We start from the raw sequence: 18037 nt of genomic DNA, 5'->3' as shown, positions 1-18037 counted from the left end.
GGCAGATTGCCATCTTCTCTAACGCAGCGTCTATGGTTAGACGAACATGTTATTTACGAAGTACCACCAGGTGCTAATAGGCTATAAGAACCGGACCACCGGCCCCGCCCTTCCCACTAATGTTTTGCGAGGTGTCCATGGTCGCCCTGGTTCCCGGCGTTACCCGTTCCCGTCTATTGCTTTCAGCCCTGGGCATCGCCTTGTCCCTGGCCGCCTCCACCGTCGACGCCAACGAAACCCTGCGCATTGGCTACCAGAAGTCCTCGACCCTGATCACCCTGCTCAAAAACCAGCGCAGCCTGGAAAAAGCCCTGGCCGAGGAACATATCGACGTCAGCTGGCATGAATTCCCCAGCGGCCTGCCCCTGCTCGAATCGTTGAATGTCGGCAATGTCGATATCAGTGCGGACGTCGCCGACACGGTGCCGGTGTTCGCCCAGGCGGCCAAGGCCCGACTGACCTACTTCGCCCAGGAAGCCGCCTCCCCCGAAGCCCAGGCGATCGTGGTCAAGAGCGATTCGCCGATCAAGACCCTGGCCGACCTCAAGGGCAAGACCGTCGCGGTGACCAAGGCCGCCGGCAGCCACTATCTGCTGATTGCGGCACTGACCAGGGCCGGGCTGCAATTCAGCGATATCACTCCCGCCTACCTGACCCCCGCCGATGGGCGCGCCGCCTTCGAGAACGCCAAGGTCGATGCCTGGGTCGCCTGGGAACCCTTCCTCAGCGGCGCCCAACGGCAACTGCCGACCCGCACACTGGCCGACGGCCAAGGCCTGGCGAACTACAAGCGTTATTACCTGGCGAGCACGTCCTATGCCCAGTCCCATCCGCAAGTATTGAAACAGGTGTTCGCTGAACTGCAAAAATCCGCGGCGTGGATCAAGACCCATCCCAAAGAGGCCGCCGAAATCCTCGGCCCGCTGTGGGGCGGCCTGGATGTGGCGACGGTGGAAGCCGCCAACCGCCATCGCAGCTATGACGTGCAGGCGGTCAAGGCCGACCAGTTGGACGAACAGCAACAGATTGCCGATGCGTTCCTGGCGGCCGGCCTGCTACCGCAGAAGATCAATACCCGCGACGTCGGCATCTGGCAGCCCTGACCACCCGGAGACACCACCTCGCAGCGTGACGGCGCGCTGATGACAACGCTCAGCCGAGTGATCGAGGGACAGGTATCCGCTGCTGCGGGTCATAGAAAAACTGTTCCTCGGCGATACGCTCGCCGTCCCAACGCTGGTGGGCGATTTCCTCCATGCGGGTCACGCTGCCGTCAGCCCATTCGAAGCGGAAGATCCAGCGAATGGCCACATGGTCGCCATTGAGAAAAGCCGGACGCACGCAGGTCGAGGTCATGGAGCGTACCCGGGACAGCATCGCCCGCTCCTTGGCGACATGAAAGTCACGTCCGACTCGCGGCGGTTCCTGGTTCTCTTGCAGGGACGCGTCGGCGGTGTAGAAGGCTTCGACCGCTTCAGCGTGGGCATTCGCCTCGACCTGGGCGATAAAGCGTTCGAGGGTTTCAAGGGTCGGCATGGTCAGCTCCTGGCAGGGGTGATCGGCATTCATCACCCCGCCGAGGCTAAGGTCACCAATGTCCGATGGAAAGGTCCATTCCGACCGATCTGTGCAGTACCAATCGCCTAGCGCCGCCAGATCACACAGCCCAGCGCGCTCAGGGCAATTGCCAGACCGGCCAGGGAATATACCCAACTGGCCGACGCCACCGGCAGCAACACCCCCGCCAGCAAGGGACCGACACCGGCACCGATATCGCGCCACACCGCATTCGAGGCCAGGGCGTGGACCCGTCCGGCACCGGGATTGCGCTCGGCCACCAGGGTCACCACCAGCGGCAGTTGCAGGGCTCGCAGAATCAGCACCGCCGCGGCACCGAAGATCAGCCAGTGGCTGCCGAAGGCGCTCAGGGCCAGGCCACTGAGGATCGAGAACAGCAGCAACATGCGCACCACGCCATAACTGTCGGCCAGGCGACCGCCCACGGGGCTGAGAAACATTTCCGAGGCATAACGCAGGGCCATCAAGACCCCGGCAATGATCACCGCATTGCCACCCAATACCGCGGAGGCCTGCACCGACAGGCCGAAGATAAACAGCCCATCCAGCGCTACCCCCTCGACAAAGGACCACAGCGCCACGCTATCCGGCCGCCTGAAGCGCCGCCCGGAAGCTGCCGCCAGTTCATGCCCCTGCGTCGGCAGCCCGCGCGCCACCCACAAGCCGACCAACGACGCGCCGCACAACAGCAGGAAAATCAGCCGGGGTCCGTAGTGCAGACTCAACCAGCCGCCCACGGACAAGGCGATCATCGGGCCGATGGCAATCACTCCCCGCGAACGCCCGGCCCGGCGCGCGGCACCGCTCGGTTCCAGGGTCGCCAGCACCTGCGTCGACAGGTTCATCGCGGCAAACGCAAGGCCCCAGACCAGGCGCAGCAGCAATAACCAGGCAAAGCCGGAGATCAGCGAGTTGCCCAGGGCGCACAAAGCGCTACCGCCGGCCGCCAGCATCAGGGTCGAGCGGTCACCGTGGCGGGCGTAATACCGCAGCACATAACCGTAACCGAAGATCCGCACCAGCCGGTTGGCCGCCAGCAGTACCCCGGCCTGGGCCAGGGTCACGCCAAAGGCCTGGGTGTTCATCGGCAACAGCAGGTAGAGCAGCACGTCGCTGGGCAGGCACAGGGCCAGGACGGTGGCGGAACGGCGGGAGGCGGAGTCGCTCGGGTGGGCAGCCACGGCAGGCATCTGGGACAGGTCTCCGCAGGGGGGAAGAAGCCCGCAAGCATGCAGGGTTGAAACAATCGCTGACAACTTCTTTCTATCCTCCGATCTCCGCTCGACCAGACCGGTTCGCCGACAGCCAAGTTGATTTTCTTGTATAGGCCCAGCGCCGCTGTCAGGCACTGGTTATGCCTCATCGGCGTCGAGACTCCCGAACAGCTCCCCTTCCACGGCATCATGAAAAACAGCCAATCGATGAGGGTCGACTTACTGGATCATGGCAATGAGCCGCCGACCGTCGAGATGAAGAAGTGAAACGCCGTGGTGATGAAAGGTGGAGGCATCTGACGACCTGGAGCAGCACGCAGGGGGCAACCAAGCTTTGTGTCTACGGTAAAAATGTACGGGGAGAGTCATCGAGACTCTGCGGTCCGTATGCTCAAAATCGAGAACCACTGGAAGAGCTGATTCGCTGCCCCACCATCATCAAGCGCTTGCCCGCCCTCGAGGGTGAAGGCAGGCGCCCTGATTGACACTGACCGCTGAGCGCTGCGCTCGCGAATAACCACCCGGAAACCGGCGCTTCTTGGTATCGTGTGCGCCGATTTAAATAGCCACCTATATACTTTTTTCTTTTAGCAGCTCCGTTCATATTCAATTTTCTTTGCACAAAACAGGTTCCTCATGACCGATCCCATTCATATCAAGGATCACGAGAACGAAAAGCGCCTGGTCAACAAGCGCTTGCTGGCCTGCGGCATCCTGGTCCTGGGGCTGGCCGGCAGCCTGGTCGCCCGCCTGTATTTCCTCCAGGTCACCGAGTTTTCCTATAACTCCACCGTCTCGGAAAACAACCGCGTCCACGTCCTGCCGATCCCGCCGGAACGCGGCTTCATTCTCGACCGCAACGGCCAGGTCCTCGCCGACAACCAGCCCAGCTTCAACATGACCCTGACCCGCGAGCGCGCCGGTGACGTCGGCCAGGTGCTGGACACGGTGATGAGTGTGCTCAATCTGCCGGAAGAAGACCGGACGATGTTCACCAAGATCCTCAAGCAGTCGCGCCACCCGTTCGAGCCGGTCACCCTGCTCTATGAACTGACCGAACAGCAAATTGCCCTGCTGGCGGTGAACGAGTTCAAGCTGCCGGGCGTCGAGGTCGAGCCGCAGTTCGTCCGGCATTACCCGCTGGGCGATCATTTCGCCCATTCGGTGGGGTATGTCGGTCGGATCAACGAAAAGGAAAGCAAGCAACTGGACCCGGTGGAATACCGTGGCACCCAGTCCATCGGCAAGACCGGTATCGAGCGTTTCTACGAAAACGAGTTGCACGGCCATGTCGGCTACGAGGAAGTCGAGACCAATGCCCAGGGCCGGGTGATGCGGGTGCTCAAGCACACCGATCCGATTCCCGGCAAGAACATTGTCCTGAGCCTGGATATCAACCTGCAGGAAGCCGCCGAGAAGGCCCTGGGCGACCGCCGTGGAGCGGTGGTCGCCATCGATCCGAAAACCGGTGAGGTGCTGGCGATGGTCAGCAAGCCGAGCTTCGATCCGAACCTGTTCGTCACCGGGATCCGCGCCAAGGATTATTCGGCCCTGCGCGATTCCCTCGACCGCCCGCTGTTCAACCGAGCCCTGCGCGGGCTCTATGCCCCGGGCTCGACCATCAAGCCGGAAGTGGCCATCGCCGGCCTGGACAGCGGGGTGATTTCCCCCTCCACCCGGGTGTTCGACCCCGGTTACTTCCAGTTGCCCAATGTCGACCACAAATACCGCAACTGGAACCACAGCGGCGACGGTTGGGTCGACCTCAACGCGGCGATCATGCGCTCCAACGACACCTACTTCTATGACCTGGCGAGCAAGCTGGGCATCGACCGCCTGCACGATTACCTGAGCAAGTTCGGCGTCGGGCAGAAGGTCTCCCTGGACATGTTCGAGGAGTCGCCGGGGCTGATGCCGTCACGCGAGTGGAAACGTACCACCCGGCGCCAGGCCTGGTTCCCCGGCGAGACCGTGATCCTCGGCATCGGCCAGGGCTATATGCAGGTTACGCCGCTGCAACTGGCCCAGGCCACGACCCTGATCGCCAACAAAGGGGTGTGGAATCGCCCGCATCTGGCCCGGAGCATCGGCCAGGTCGCGCCGGTGGACGAGAATCCGATTCCCAATATCGTGCTGCATGACCCCCGGCAGTGGGAACAGGTCAACTACGCCATGCAGTTGGTGATGCACGATCCGCGCGGTATCGCCCGGGCGGCGGCCGTCGGCGCGCAGTATCGCATCGCCGGCAAGAGCGGCACGGCGCAGGTGGTGGCGATCAAACAGGGCGAGCGCTATGACCGCCTGAAGACCTCGGAACGCAATCGCGACAACGCCTTGTTCGTCGGTTTTGCCCCGGCGGAAGACCCGCAGATCGTGATTTCGGTGATGATCGAGAACGGCGAGGCCGGTGGCCGGGTCGCCGGGCCCGTGGTGCGGGAGATTCTCGATGCCTGGCTGCTGGACAAGGATGGCAAGCTCAAGCCTGAATATGCGCGACCGCTCAAGCCCCATGAGGATCCGAAGGTTTAGTTGAGTCTGCTTGCCCGCGAATAGGCCCTCAAGAACAACCCCACTCGTCAGGTCGTCACACCCCGCCGATAAAACGCCAACACCCCGCCCAAGGTCATCAGCAAACCACCGGTCACCCGGTTGAACGCCCGCAGATGGCCGCCCTGCAAGCGGCTCAACAAGCGCGCGCCGCACAGCGCATAAAACAGCATGATGCTGACGTTGAGCAAGGTCAGCACCACGGCCAGCAGCGCATATTGCGGCAACTGCGGCTGCGTACTGTCGATAAATTGCGGCAGGAACGCCGACATGAACAGCAGCGCCTTGGGGTTGGTCAGCGCCACCACGAAACAGCGCATGAACAAGCCGACGGAGCGGTTCGAGCCTTGCTCCACCGGCAGTTCGGCCAAGGTCCCGGTCGAGCGCAGCATTTTCCAGCCGAGCCAGACCAGATACGCCGCCCCCAGCCACTTCACCGCCTGGAACAGCGTCTCGCTGGCCTGCAACAGGATCCCCAGGCCGCAGGCCACCGCCGTCACCAGCAGCGCATCGGCCAGCACCGCCCCGCCCATGCCCCAGGCCGCCGCCCGCACGCCGTGGTTGGAGCCGTTGTGCAAGGCCAGCAACACCGTCGGGCCGGGCATGGCGATGATCGCCGCCGAGCTGATCAGGAACAGGAACAACGTCGCCAGCGTCATGAAGGTCGCCTTGAAAAGGAAAAATGAGCGTCATTCTGCGGCCAGCACCGCCGCGCTTCAACCGCCGGTAGGCCAGCCAGCCGTTTGCACTGGACGCGGCTAAGCTGTTTCGTGATAAAACAAGGCTTCGCACTGAAGCGTTTCAGCGTCCTTTCCATCAGACAGGGTGATAGCCTCATGACCGACCAGAAGCTGCTCGACTCACTGTTTCCCGCCGCCGCGGACATCCCGGAAAAATATCGATTCGAAGGCCAGCTGGTACAGCGCGAATACCTGGTCGACGGCACCCTGCGCAACTGGGACGGCCCGCTGGCCCAGGTCCGCAGCCCGGTGTACCTCGCCACCGCCAGCGGCGATGAGCAAGTGATCCTCGGCAGCACGCCGCTGCTGGATGCCGAGACTGCCCTCAGTGCCCTCGACGCCGCGGTTCGCGCCTATGACCGCGGCCAGGGCGAATGGCCGACGATGCGCGTGGCCGAGCGCATCCAGCATGTCGAAGCCTTCCTGCGGCGCATGCGCGAGCAGCGCGAGGCGGTGGTCAAGTTGCTGATGTGGGAGATCGGCAAGAACCTCAAGGATTCCGAGAAGGAATTCGACCGCACCTGCGACTACATCGTCGACACCATCAATGCCTTGAAGGAACTCGACCGCCGCTCCAGCCGTTTCGAACTGGAACAGGACACCCTCGGCCAGATCCGTCGCGTGCCCATGGGCGTGGCGCTGTGCATGGGTCCCTACAACTATCCGCTGAACGAAACCTTCACCACCCTGATCCCGGCGCTGATCATGGGCAACACCGTGGTGTTCAAGCCGGCCAAGCTCGGCGTGCTGCTGATCCGTCCGCTGCTGGAGGCCTTCCGCGACAGTTTCCCGGCCGGGGTGATCAACGTGATCTATGGCAGCGGCCGGGAAACCGTCAGCGCGCTGATGGCCAGCGGCAAGATCGATATCTTCGCCTTCATCGGCACCAACAAGGCCGCCAGCGACCTGAAGAAACTCCACCCCAGGCCCCACCGCCTGCGTGCCGCCCTCGGCCTGGATGCGAAGAATCCGGCCATTGTGCTGCCCGAGGTCGACCTGGACAACGCGGTCAACGAATGCGTCACCGGCTCGTTGTCGTTCAATGGCCAGCGCTGCACCGCACTGAAGATCCTGTTCGTGCACGAGGACGTGGTCGAGGGTTTTATCGAGAAACTCAACCACAAGGTGCAAACCCTGGTGCCGGGCATGCCCTGGGACAACGGCGTATCGCTGACGCCGTTGCCGGAAGCCGGCAAGATCGACTACCTCAAGGCCCTGGTCGCCGATGCCCAGGCCAAGGGGGCCAAGGTGGTCAACCGAGACGGCGGCCAGACCCGCGCCTCGTTCTTCTATCCGGCGGTGCTCTACCCGGTGAATGCGGCGATGCGCGTGTACCAGGAGGAACAGTTCGGCCCGGTGGTGCCCATCGTGCCCTACCGCGACCTGGAAACCGCAATCGACTACGTGCTGGAGTCGGATTTCGGCCAGCAATTGAGCATTTTCGGCACCGATCCGGCCGAGGTCGGCCGACTGGTGGACACCTTCGCCAACCAGGTCGGGCGGATCAATATCAACGCCCAGTGCCAGCGCGGCCCGGACACCTACCCGTTCAACGGGCGCAAGAATTCGGCCGAGGGTACGCTCTCGGTGCACGATGCGCTGCGGGTGTTTTCAATCCGCACCCTGGTGGCGACCAAGTTCCAGGACAGCAACAAGGCGCTGATCAGCGATATCATCCATAACCGCGACTCGACCTTCCTGACCACTGACTATATCTTCTGACGCCTCAGCTCACCGGTGGAAGCCGGTGGGAGCTGGTTTGCCGGCGCTGGCAACGACGTGCGGTCCAGTCAAACCGCGCCGGCTTCTGCAGCGCGGCATCGATTTTTTATGCCAGGCCCATAGGGCTGCCGGTCGCTCTGATCTATCATTGCACCTCAGGCGGCCCAGGCCCGCCATTATTTTTATAAGAAATCCATGCCACGCATCGACCTCCGCCGATTGATCCTGTTGTTGTCGCTTTCGGTTGTCACCCTGACCGCCGGCAACCTGTTCTTCGCCAGCTACCAGACCCAGCGCAACTTCCTGATGGGACAAACCCTGGAAGCCAATCGGATCTATGCGCTGAAGCTGGCCAATACCACCGACAATTTCCTCAAGTCGGCCCAGCAACAACTGGCCTTCAGCGCCGCGCTGCTCCCGGCGATCTGGGACCAGCCGCAACAGCTGTGGCAGGAGGCCCACCGGCTGCGCCGCGAGACCAACAGCTTCAACTCCGTGACGGTGATCCGCGCGGACGGTCAGATCATCGCCGCCTCCCCCAGCTACCTGAACCTGACGGGCACCTTTTCCAACAGCGAAGGCTTTCACCAGGCCACTTCACGGCGCCAGCCGAATATCTCGCAGCCCTATATGGGTTCCAGCAAGCACCTGATGATCCAGATCTCGCATCCGGTCTTCGACGCCGAAGGCAACTACCTCGGCTATCTGGGCGCCGGGATCTACCTCAACGAACCGAATATCCTGCACTCGCTGCTGGGCGAACAGTATTACCGTGACGGCACCTACCTCTACGTGGTCGATACCCAGGGCCGACTGATCTATCACCAGGATCCCGCGCGCGTAGGTGACGTAGTCAAGGGCAACCCGGCCATCGATGCGGTGGTCGCCGGCCAGAGCGGCAGCCTGCGGTTGCACAACTCCCAGGGTGTCGACATGCTCACCGGCTATGCGCCAGTGCCGCGGATCGGCTGGGGGGTGATCAGCCAGCGCCCCACGGCCATCACCCTGGAGGGCCTGCAACGGCTGATGCTGGAAGTCGCCGGTTACGCCGTGCCGCTGTTGCTGCTGTCACTGCTGGGCATCTGGTGGATCTCGACGCTGATCAGCAAACCGCTCTGGCAACTGGCCAACTCCACCCAGTATTGGGGTTCCTCCAGCGCCGGCCAGTCGGTCAGCAAGGTACGGGCCTGGTATTACGAGGCCGCGCAGCTGAAGAACACCATGCAGAAAGCCCTGATGTCGCTGCACCAGCAACTGGGTCGGCTCAATCAGGAAAGCGTCACCGATCCGCTGACCGGCCTGACCAACCGGCGCGGCCTGAAACTGATCCTCGACGACTGGGAAAGCCGCCAGCAGCCGTTCTCGCTGATCGCCCTGGACATCGACCACTTCAAGCAGGTCAACGACAGCTACGGGCACAGCGCCGGCGACCTGGTACTGCAACACCTGGCCCAGCAGATCCGTCGCCATTCCCGGGAAAGCGATGTGCTCTGCCGCCAGGGCGGTGAAGAGTTCCTCATGCTGCTGCCTTCCACCCCACTGGCCCAGGCGGCCCTGGTGGCCGAGCGTTTGCGCACGGCGATGGCCTACACCGAAAGCCCGAACGGCATTCCGGTGACCATCTCCCTCGGTGTGGCCGGCTGGCCCCAGGGCGGGCAGACCGTGGCCCAGACCCTCCAGGCGGCGGACCAGGCCCTCTATCGGGCCAAGGATGGCGGGCGCAACCGGGTGGTGCGCGACGATGAGCAGCCCCCATCGGATGCACCGAACAGTTAGACTGACGGCCCCTGGCGACACGCATCGGAGCGCCGTCCCAGGCCACGCCCCCCCGACGCTTTCGGGGATTTCTTTCGAGATTGACCACCAGCATGACCTTCAACTTCGACACCCTGATCGACCGTCGCAACACCGGCAGCACCAAATGGAGCCGCTACCCGGCCGATGTCCTGCCCATGTGGGTGGCCGATATGGACCTGCCGGTGGCGAGCGCGATCACCCAGGCCCTGCACCAGCGCCTGGAACATCCGCAGCTGGGTTATAGCGTGGCCCAGGACGCCCTGCGCCAGGCCATCGTCGCCGATCTCCGGGCCAAGTACGCCTGGCGCGTGCTACCCCAGGAGCTGATTTTCCTGCCGGGGGTCGAACCGGGTTTCAACATGGCATTGCACGCCTTTGTGCAACCGGGCCAGAACGTCGTGGTGCAGACACCGAACTATCGTCCGCTGCGCCTGGCGGCAGGTAACTGGAACCTGCCGAAAGTCGAGCTGGAATTCGAACGCGATGCCCGGGGTGACTACATCACCCCCTTCGACGCCCTGCGCAATGCCTTGCAAGGCGGCGGCGCGCTGTTGCTGAGCAACCCGCACAACCCGCTGGGCAAGGTCTTTCCACGGGAAGAACTGCAACAGGTGGCGGATATCTGCCTGGAACAGGGCGCGTTGATCATCAGCGACGAAATCCACGCCGACCTCTGCTTCGACGGCCGTCGTCATGTGCCGATCGCCACCCTGGGCCCGGAGATCGCCAAGCGCACCATCACCCTGATGTCGGCGAGCAAGGCCTATAACATCGCCGGGCTGAAGACTGCCTATGCCATCGTCCAGGACCCGGCGCTGCGCGAACGTTTCAACGCCGCCCGTTCGGGCATGGTCGACAGCGTCAACGCCCTCGGGCTGGAAGCCACGTTCACCGCCTACACCGAGTGCGGACCGTGGCTCAAGGGCCTGGTGGAATACCTGCAGGCCAACCGCGACTATCTGCAACACGCGGTGGAAACCCGCCTGCCGGGCGTGGTCCTGCACCCGGCCCAGGGCACCTACCTGGCCTGGCTGGATTGCAGCGCGCTGGGTCTTGCCGACCCGTACCAGTTTTTCCTCGAAGAGGCCAAGGTGGGCTTGAGCGCGGGTATCGAGTTCGGCGACGACGCGCAGCAGTTCGTGCGCTTGAACTTCGGTTGCCCGCGGGCACTGCTGGAGGAAGGCATCAGCCGGATGGAGCAGAGCCTGCGTCGGCGCTGAACGCGCCGTCACCTCTATAGGGTCCAGGGTGTAGCCAACGCCAGTTTAACGGGATGTAAGGCCGAGCACGGATTTGTGGCGAGCGGACAAGCCCGCTCGCCACAAATCCGTGCTCGGCCTCAGATCAGCTTAACGACAGGTATCGGGCTCGGTCAGGCGGGTTTATTCAGGCGCGGTTTGGCCGCCTTGGGGAAATACGGTTGCTTGACCAGCAGCGTCGATGCAGGCTTCACAACCTTCGCCGCGGATGCCTCGACCGGCGGCTCCCCACCAAACTCCGCCACGTAAGCGGTCTGGCCGCAACGCAGTCGATTGTTGATGGGAAACTCGTCGCCGTTGTCGTAAATGTACGCTTCCTTCATAGCCTTCTCCTTCTCAACATAATTGATCCCTGCCAGCCAACAGCCGCAGGCCTCAAAAACATTGAGCGTAGCCGAGCCACCGCGATTCGCAGGCTCTGGCGCAAGGTTCCGACGAATGACCACCCGGTCACAAAATTTTCATTTCCCCTGGCCGGGCTTTCACGCGGATTTCACTTGTGCCCACCTAGGATGGACTCACTCCTCGTTTCAATCCCACTCGACTCGCCTTCGTTGCGGGTCTTTTTTTGCCCGCGCAACCGGTCGAACCACAGGTAGACCACCGGCGTGGTGTAGAGCGTCAGCAGTTGCGACACCGCCAGCCCGCCGACGATGGCGATCCCCAGTGGCTGGCGCAATTCCGAGCCGGCACCATGCCCGAACGCCAGCGGCACGGCACCGAGCAGCGCCGCCAACGAGGTCATCAGGATCGGCCGCAAACGCAGCAGGCAGGCCTCATGCACCGCCTGCCGCGGCGCCATGCCGCCACGCTCGGCCTCCAGGGTGAAGTCGACGATCATGATCGCGTTCTTCTTGACGATGCCGATCAGCAGGATGATCCCGATCATCCCCAGCACCGACAGGTCCTGCCCGCAGATGATCAACGCCAGCAAGGCGCCGAAGCCGGCCGAAGGCAAGGTGGAAATGATCGTCAGCGGATGGATGGCGTTTTCATAGAGCACGCCGAGGACGATATAGACCGTCAGGATCGCCGCCAGGATCAACCAGGGTTGCGACTTCAGCGAATCCTTGAACGCCTGGGCGGTACCCTGGAAACTCCCCGACACCGTATCCGGCAGGCCCACCGCCAGCGAGGTTTTCTCGATGGCATTGACCGCATCGCTCAGGGCCTGCCCGGGAGCCAGGTCGAACGACAGGGTAATGGCCGGGAACACGCCCTGGTGGTTGATGATGATCGGCGCCAGTTCGTTGCGGATGCTCGCCAGCATATCCAGCGGCACCATGCCTCCGCTGGTCGAACGCACGTACAGGTGCTTGAGGCTCTCGATGGACATCTGCCAGCGCGGATCGAGTTCGAGAATCACGTGGTTCTGGTCCAGCTGGGTGAACATGGTTGCGATCTGGCGCTGGCCGAAGGCGTCATAGAGCACATCGTCGATCGCCTGCACGTTGACCCCCAGGCGCGCCGCCGACGCTCGGTCGATCACCAGGGTCGCCTGGGGCGCGGCACGCTGCTGGTCGGAGGTCACGTTGCGCAACTGCGGCAGTTGCTTGAGACGCTCGAGCAACAGCCCGCTCCAATGGTCCAGCTCCTGGCTGTCCGGATCCTGCAAGGTGTACTGGTACTGGGTCTTGCTGGCCCGGCCGCCGATCTGGATGTCCTGGTTGGCCTGGAGGAACAGCTTGATGCCCTGGACCTTGTCCAGCGCCAGCTGCAAGCGCGCGATCACCTGCTGGGCGCTGGCGGTGCGCTGGTCGAACGGCTTGAGGTTGACCATCACCCGGCCCTGGCTGACCGTCGGGTTGGGGCCGATCCAGAAATACGCCTTGGCCACCGCCGGGTCGGCACTGACGATATCGGCCAACAGCGCGACCCGCTGGCGCATGGCATCCGGGGAAATATCCGAGGCGGCTTCGGCGACACCCTGGATCAGGCCGGTGTCCTGCTGCGGAAAAAAACCCTTGGGGATATACAGGTAGAGCATGGCCGTGGCGACGAAGGTGGCGACCGCCACCGCCAGGGTCAGGCGCTGGTGATCGAGGACCCACTCCAGGCTGCGTCGGTAGCTTTCGTGAATCCGCTTGTAGAGCGCCTCGCAGGCATCACCGAAACGGCTCGGGCGCGAGTCGTGCCCGGGTTTGAGCAACCAGGCGCACAACATCGGCGTCACGGTCAGGGAGACCACCCCGGACATCAGGATCGCCACGCTGACCGTCACCGCGAACTCGCGCATCAGCCGTCCGACGATGCCCCCCATCAACAGGATCGGCAGGAACACCGCGATCAACGACACGGTCATCGAGACAATGGTGAACCCCACCTCGCGCAGGCCGTCCACCGCCGCCTGGATTCGCGACTTGCCCATCTCCAGGTGGCGGACGATGTTTTCCATGACCACGATGGCATCGTCCACCACGAAGCCGACGGCAATCGCCAGGCCCATGATCGACAGGTTGTCCAGGCTGTAGCCCAGCAGGTACATCACCGCGAAGGTCGCGACCAGCGACAGCGGGATGGTCAGGGTCGGGATCAGGGTCGCGGTGGCCTTGCGCAGGAACACGAAGATCACCACGACCACCAGGGCGATGGACAGCAGCAAGGTGAACTGCACGTCGTTGACCGAGGCGTTGATGGTCTGGGTGCGGTCGCCGACCACCTGGACCTGGACGTCGCGCGGCAAGGATGCGGTCAGGGCCGGCAGGCTGGCCTTGATATTGGCGATGGTCGACAGCACGTTGAAACCCGGCTGCTTGTGGATGTCGACGATGACCGTCGGCTGGCCGTCGATACCCGCGGCCTGCTGGGTGTCCTCGGCGGCGTCGATGACCCGGCCCAGATCGCCGAGTTTGATCGGCACCCCGGCCTTGTAGGCCACCACCTGCTCGCGATAGCCCTTGGGGTCAAGCAGTTGGTCGGTCGCATCGAGGGTCAGCGAGCGATACTGGCCGTTGAGGTTGCCCTTGGGCTGATCCAGGGTGCTGAGGCCGACGACGCTGCGCACTTCCTCCAGGGTCAGGCCGCGCGCCGCCAGCGCATCCGGGTCGATCTGGATGCGCACCGCCGGCTTCTGTTCGCCATGGAAATCCACCAGGCCGACGCCGGGCATCTGCGACAGACGCTGGGCCAGGTAGTTGTCGGCATAGCGATCGAGTTCCGGCAAGGTTCGCGTCGGCGAGGTCAAGGCCAGGGACAGCACGGTGAACTCCGCCGGGTTGACCTTGTTGAAGGTCGGCGTGCTGGTCATGGTTTTCGGCAAGGTCGCACTGGCGGTGTTGATCGCCGTCTGCACGTCCTGGGCCGCGCCGTCGATACTGCGCGACAGGTCGAACTGGAGGACGATCTGGGTCTTGCCCGAGGAGCTCGAGGAAGTCATCGAGGTGACTTGCGGCACTGCCGCGAACGCCCGTTCCAGTGGAGTCGCCACCGAGGTCGCCATGGTTTCGGCGCTGGCCCCGGAGAGCTTGGCGGTGACCTGGATGGTGGGAAAGTCCACCGTCGGCAACGGCGCCACCGGCAGTTGGAAATAGGCAAAAGTGCCCAGCAGCAGCACCCCCAGGGCCAGCAGGCACAGGCCGGTACGGCGCTGGATCAGACCGGCGAGCAGGTTCATGGCTTGCCTCCGCTGCTGCTGGCCGACGCCAGCTCAGGCGTCGCCGGGACCGAGTCCAGGCTGACCGGCTTGACCTTGAGCCCGGGGGCGATCCGCGACTGGCCCTGGACCACCACCACTTCACCCGGCGCCAGGCCGTCCTTGATCCACTGCTGGCCGTCGACCACCGTCGCCGCCGTGACCGGCCGCGGCTCGACCCGCTGGTCGGCATTGACCACGTAGACGAAGTCGCCCTTCTGCCCTTGCTGCACGGCATTGGCCGGCACCACGGTGGCGGCCTTCTGGGTATTCACCAGCAGGCGCGCGCCCACCAGTTGGCCAGGCCAGAGTTGCTGGCCGGCGTTGTGGAATTGCGCCTTGAGCTGGATCTGCCCGCTGGCGGCGATCACCTGGCTGTCGATAAAGCTCAGGTAGCCGGTGGCCAACTGCTGATGGCCGTCGCGGCTCATGGCGAACACCTGCAAGGGCGCCACGGCGTTTTCCTTGAGGATCCGCGCCAGATCGTCCTGGGACACCGCGAAAGCCACCGAAATCGGGTCCATCTGCGTCAAGGTCACCAGGCCACCGGCATCGCTGCCGTGGACAATCGAACCGACGTCCAGCAGGCGTTGCCCGGTGCGGCCGGTGAACGGCGCGTCGATCCGGGTGAAGGCCAATTGCAGGCGGGCATTGTCCAGCGCCGCCTGGTCGGCCTGGACCGTGGCCTGCTGGGCCGCCAATTGGGTCCGATAGGTGTCGACATCCTGGGTCGGCCCGGCCTTGGCCGCCGCCAGCTTGCTCGCGCGGTCGAGGTTGACCCGCAAGTTGGCAAGCTGCGCCTGGTCCTTGCTGACCAGGGCCTGGGCCTGGGCCATCTGGGCCTGGTAGACCCGCGGGTCGATCTGCGCCAACTGGCTGCCGGCGTTGACCATCTGCCCTTCAGTGAACAGGACTTTCTGCAGCTCACCGTCGACCCGCACCCGCACATTGACGGTATTGAGGGGCTGGACATTGCCGATGGCGTCGATCCAGATCGGCAGGTCCTTCTGCCCCGCAGCCTGCATCACCACCGGTATGGCGCTGTCGACGGGGGCTGCCGGTGCCGCCTGGGCGCGGTCGATCCATTGGCTCTTGATCAACAGCGAAGCGCCGAGCATGGCCACGACCAGCAGGCCGAGGCGCAGACGACGAGGTTGGGATGGCGCCAGGGGTGAATGCTTCATGGCTGAACGACCTGAGAAGGGGAAGAAGGAGTAGCGGCAGCCAGGGTTGGCGCGCTGAAGTCGCCGCCGATGGCGCGGAACAGGCCGACAGCGGCCTGCAAATGCTGGAGACGTACTTGCAACAGGCTGTCTTCGGCCTGGTACTGGGTGCGCTCGACCACCAGCAGCGTCTGGAAATCGCTGGAGCCGAGCCGGTAGCGGACCTGGGCCAGGCGCGCGGCCTCACGGGCCGAGCCGACGGCGGCCTGGTTCAGGGCATAGGCCTGGTCCAGTTGCCGGGCGGCGCTGAGCTGGGTTTCCACATCGCGCAGGGCTTCGACGATCGCGGCGCGATAGCTGGCGGTCAGTTCCTGCACATGAGCCTGGTCGGCATGCAGTTGTCCGCTCAGTTGGCCGCCGCTGAACACCGGCTGGGCGAGGTTGCCGACGATGCTCCAGATGTGTCCGCCGGCCAGGGTGTCGATACCGCCCAGCAGGTCCAGCGAAAGGTTGGGCAGAAATGCCGCCCGGGCCACGCCGACGTCGTAGTTGGCCGACACCAGGCGGGCTTCGGCGGCCTGGATATCCGGGCGCTGGCGCACCAGGCCGACAGGCAGGCCGACCCTGGGTTGTGGCACCTGGAGGGCGTCGAGCCCGGTTTGCTGGACCTTGAAGCCTTCCGGTGGCACACCCACCAGCGTCGCCAGTTGGTACTGCGCCGCGTCGAGCTGCTGTTGCAACAGCGGTACCGCAGCCTGGAAGGTTTGTTGGGCATTGCGCTGCTGTTCGACTTCCAGGCTCGACACCGCGCCCTGGCTGGCCTGCACCTGCACCAGGTCGAGGACCTGGCTGGCATCGGCGGCGATGGACTGGGCCAGGCGCACGCGCTCTTGCAGCGAGAGGACCTGGAAATAGCTGTCGGCGATGCTCGCGCCGAGGCTCATGCGCAGGGTCTGGGCATCGAACTGGCTGGCGTTGGCCAGGGCCTGGGAGGAATCGGCGCTGGCGCGCTGCTTGCCCCAGAAGTCCACTTCATAGGTGGCCTCGGCGAAGACGCTGGTTTTTTTCGTGCTGCCGTAGTTGTTCTGGCGCTGGTAGTTGCCGCCCAGGGACAGGTTGGGGTATTGCCCGGCACCGGCGACCTGGGCTATGGCGCGGGCCTGGTCGACCCGACTCACGGCGGCCTTGAGGCTGTAGTTGTCGCTCAGGCCACGGGCAATCAGGCCATCGAGTTCGGCGCTGTGGAACTCACGCCACCAGGGCCCGCCCGCCGCGTCGGCCGGGGTCGCGGATGGGGCCTGGGCCGACCATTGCGCGGCCAGGGGCAAGGCCGGCGACTGGTAGCCTGGCACCAACGAACAGCCGCCCAACAGGGTCAGGCCGGCCAGGGCCAGGGCGCGAAACAGTCGGCTTGGGCCATGAGGTGGATGAAAAGCCTCGAATCTGGGCGTGAGAAGCATCTACGGGATATCTCCAGAACCTGTGTGGCAGAGCCATCGATCAGGTTCCGAAGCTATCAGGCAGAGGTCTGTGTCCCGTTCCTCCAAAGCTAAATTTTAGTTTAGGTAAATATCATGTGACCGCGGTCACTTGTGGGAGCGGAGCTTGCCCGCGAAGCTTTTAGCGATCTTGAGGCCCTCTTCGCTGGCAAGCCAGGCCCCTACAGGGGTTCTTCGCCGTCCTGTAGCAAACGGTAGCCCACCCCCGGCACGGTCTGGATCAGCGAATGGCTGAACCCGGCATCCAGTTTGCGGCGCAAACGATAGATGTGTTTATCGATCACGTTGTCGATGGGGTCGAAGTCATAGTCCCAGGCACTCTCCAGCAACATGCTACGGGTCACCACCTCATCGCTGTGCCGCATGAGCTTTTCCAGGATCAGCGACTCGCGCTGCTGCAGCGCGATGACCCGCCCTTCACGGGTGGCGGTGCGCGCGGCGCAGTCCAGTTGCAGGCTGCCGACCCGCAAGGTCCGCGACAGCCCCACCACCGGGTCACGGCCACGCTGCAAGGCTTCCAGCCGAGCAAGCACCTCGACGAAGGCGTAGGGCTTGGCCAGGTAATCGTCACACCCGGCGCGCAAACCTTCGACCCGCTGGGCGGTGGAGTCCAGGGCACTGAGCATCAGTACCGGCGTGCGCAAGCCCTGGCGCCGCAGTGCCTGGACCAGCGCAATGCCGTCCAGCCCCGGCAACTTGCGGTCGACGATCAAGGCGTCATAGATCCCTTCCAGGGCCATGTCCAAGCCGCTGCGACCGTCGTCGACGGTATCGGCGACATGCCCGCTTTCATTGAGCCCGCGCACCAGGTAACTGGCCGCCCGGGCGTCATCCTCGATGACCAGGATTCTCAAGTCCGGCTCCGTGCTGACTCAGCTAAACTTTTT

At 63.9% G+C, this 18037-nt stretch carries 13 protein-coding genes; 5 read left to right on the top strand and 8 right to left on the bottom strand.

The annotated features are described in order from the left end of the window. The first annotated feature begins 137 nt into the window (after positions 1 to 137). Positions 138 to 1103 (top strand): aliphatic sulfonate ABC transporter substrate-binding protein, encoded by a 966-nt coding sequence (locus tag M5B96_RS16560; protein WP_248797813.1) that lies wholly within the window; start codon positions 138 to 140, stop codon positions 1101 to 1103. Between the two features lie 49 nt (positions 1104 to 1152). Here the strand turns inward: M5B96_RS16560 and M5B96_RS16555 are convergent, their stop codons facing one another. Then, the gene (locus tag M5B96_RS16555) at positions 1153 to 1536 is read right to left on the bottom strand and encodes a nuclear transport factor 2 family protein (RefSeq protein WP_248797812.1); all 384 of its coding nucleotides are present in this window, start codon (positions 1534 to 1536) and stop codon (positions 1153 to 1155) included. Positions 1537 to 1643: 107 nt separating this feature from the next. Beyond that, positions 1644 to 2768, bottom strand: a complete 1125-nt coding sequence (locus M5B96_RS16550; protein ID WP_248797811.1) for an MFS transporter — start codon at positions 2766 to 2768, stop codon at positions 1644 to 1646. A gap of 660 nt (positions 2769 to 3428) precedes the next feature. On the opposite strand from M5B96_RS16550, the gene mrdA reads away from it, so the two are divergent. Continuing rightward, positions 3429 to 5321 (top strand): penicillin-binding protein 2, encoded by a 1893-nt coding sequence (mrdA, locus tag M5B96_RS16545; RefSeq protein WP_248797810.1) that lies wholly within the window; start codon positions 3429 to 3431, stop codon positions 5319 to 5321. 47 nt (positions 5322 to 5368) lie between these two features. On the opposite strand, the gene M5B96_RS16540 is transcribed toward mrdA, so the two are convergent. Next, positions 5369 to 5998 carry a LysE family translocator gene (locus M5B96_RS16540; protein WP_248797809.1) on the bottom strand — a complete coding sequence of 210 codons (630 nt, stop codon included), beginning with the start codon at positions 5996 to 5998 and terminating at the stop codon, positions 5369 to 5371. Between the two features lie 177 nt (positions 5999 to 6175). On the opposite strand from M5B96_RS16540, the gene M5B96_RS16535 reads away from it, so the two are divergent. The 3 genes from M5B96_RS16535 (at position 6176) to M5B96_RS16525 (ending at position 10818) form a co-directional block, all read left to right on the top strand. Next, positions 6176 to 7801 (top strand): NADP-dependent glyceraldehyde-3-phosphate dehydrogenase, encoded by a 1626-nt coding sequence (locus tag M5B96_RS16535; protein ID WP_248797808.1) that lies wholly within the window; start codon positions 6176 to 6178, stop codon positions 7799 to 7801. 195 nt (positions 7802 to 7996) lie between these two features. After that, entirely contained in the window at positions 7997 to 9577 is a 1581-nt protein-coding gene (locus M5B96_RS16530; RefSeq protein ID WP_248797807.1) for a diguanylate cyclase, read from the top strand. Between the two features lie 92 nt (positions 9578 to 9669). After that, positions 9670 to 10818, top strand: coding sequence for a MalY/PatB family protein (locus M5B96_RS16525; RefSeq protein WP_248797806.1), 1149 nt, complete (start codon positions 9670 to 9672; stop codon positions 10816 to 10818). Positions 10819 to 10970: 152 nt separating this feature from the next. On the opposite strand, the gene M5B96_RS16520 is transcribed toward M5B96_RS16525, so the two are convergent. The 5 genes from M5B96_RS16520 to M5B96_RS16500 all read right to left on the bottom strand — a co-directional run bounded on the left by M5B96_RS16520 (position 10971) and on the right by M5B96_RS16500 (position 18004). Continuing rightward, a complete protein-coding gene (locus M5B96_RS16520) occupies positions 10971 to 11180 on the bottom strand; it encodes a hypothetical protein (RefSeq protein ID WP_248797805.1) in 210 nt (69 codons plus the stop codon). A gap of 170 nt (positions 11181 to 11350) precedes the next feature. After that, positions 11351 to 14470 (bottom strand): efflux RND transporter permease subunit, encoded by a 3120-nt coding sequence (locus M5B96_RS16515; RefSeq protein ID WP_248797804.1) that lies wholly within the window; start codon positions 14468 to 14470, stop codon positions 11351 to 11353. Next, the gene (locus M5B96_RS16510) at positions 14467 to 15672 is read right to left on the bottom strand and encodes an efflux RND transporter periplasmic adaptor subunit (RefSeq protein ID WP_248797803.1); all 1206 of its coding nucleotides are present in this window, start codon (positions 15670 to 15672) and stop codon (positions 14467 to 14469) included. The genes M5B96_RS16515 and M5B96_RS16510 overlap by 4 nt, the downstream gene beginning before the upstream one ends. After that, positions 15669 to 17111, bottom strand: a complete 1443-nt coding sequence (locus M5B96_RS16505; protein ID WP_248797802.1) for an efflux transporter outer membrane subunit — start codon at positions 17109 to 17111, stop codon at positions 15669 to 15671. The genes M5B96_RS16510 and M5B96_RS16505 overlap by 4 nt, the downstream gene beginning before the upstream one ends. Positions 17112 to 17311: 200 nt before the next feature. Continuing rightward, a complete protein-coding gene (locus tag M5B96_RS16500; protein ID WP_248797801.1) occupies positions 17312 to 18004 on the bottom strand; it encodes a response regulator transcription factor in 693 nt (230 codons plus the stop codon). Positions 18005 to 18037: the final 33 nt, after the last annotated feature.

Source organism: Pseudomonas sp. MWU13-2105 (assembly GCF_023242315.1).
Lineage (GTDB): Bacteria > Pseudomonadota > Gammaproteobacteria > Pseudomonadales > Pseudomonadaceae > Aquipseudomonas.
The sequence above is the reverse complement of the archived record's forward strand: the minus strand, read 5'-3'. Positions and strand labels throughout refer to the sequence as shown.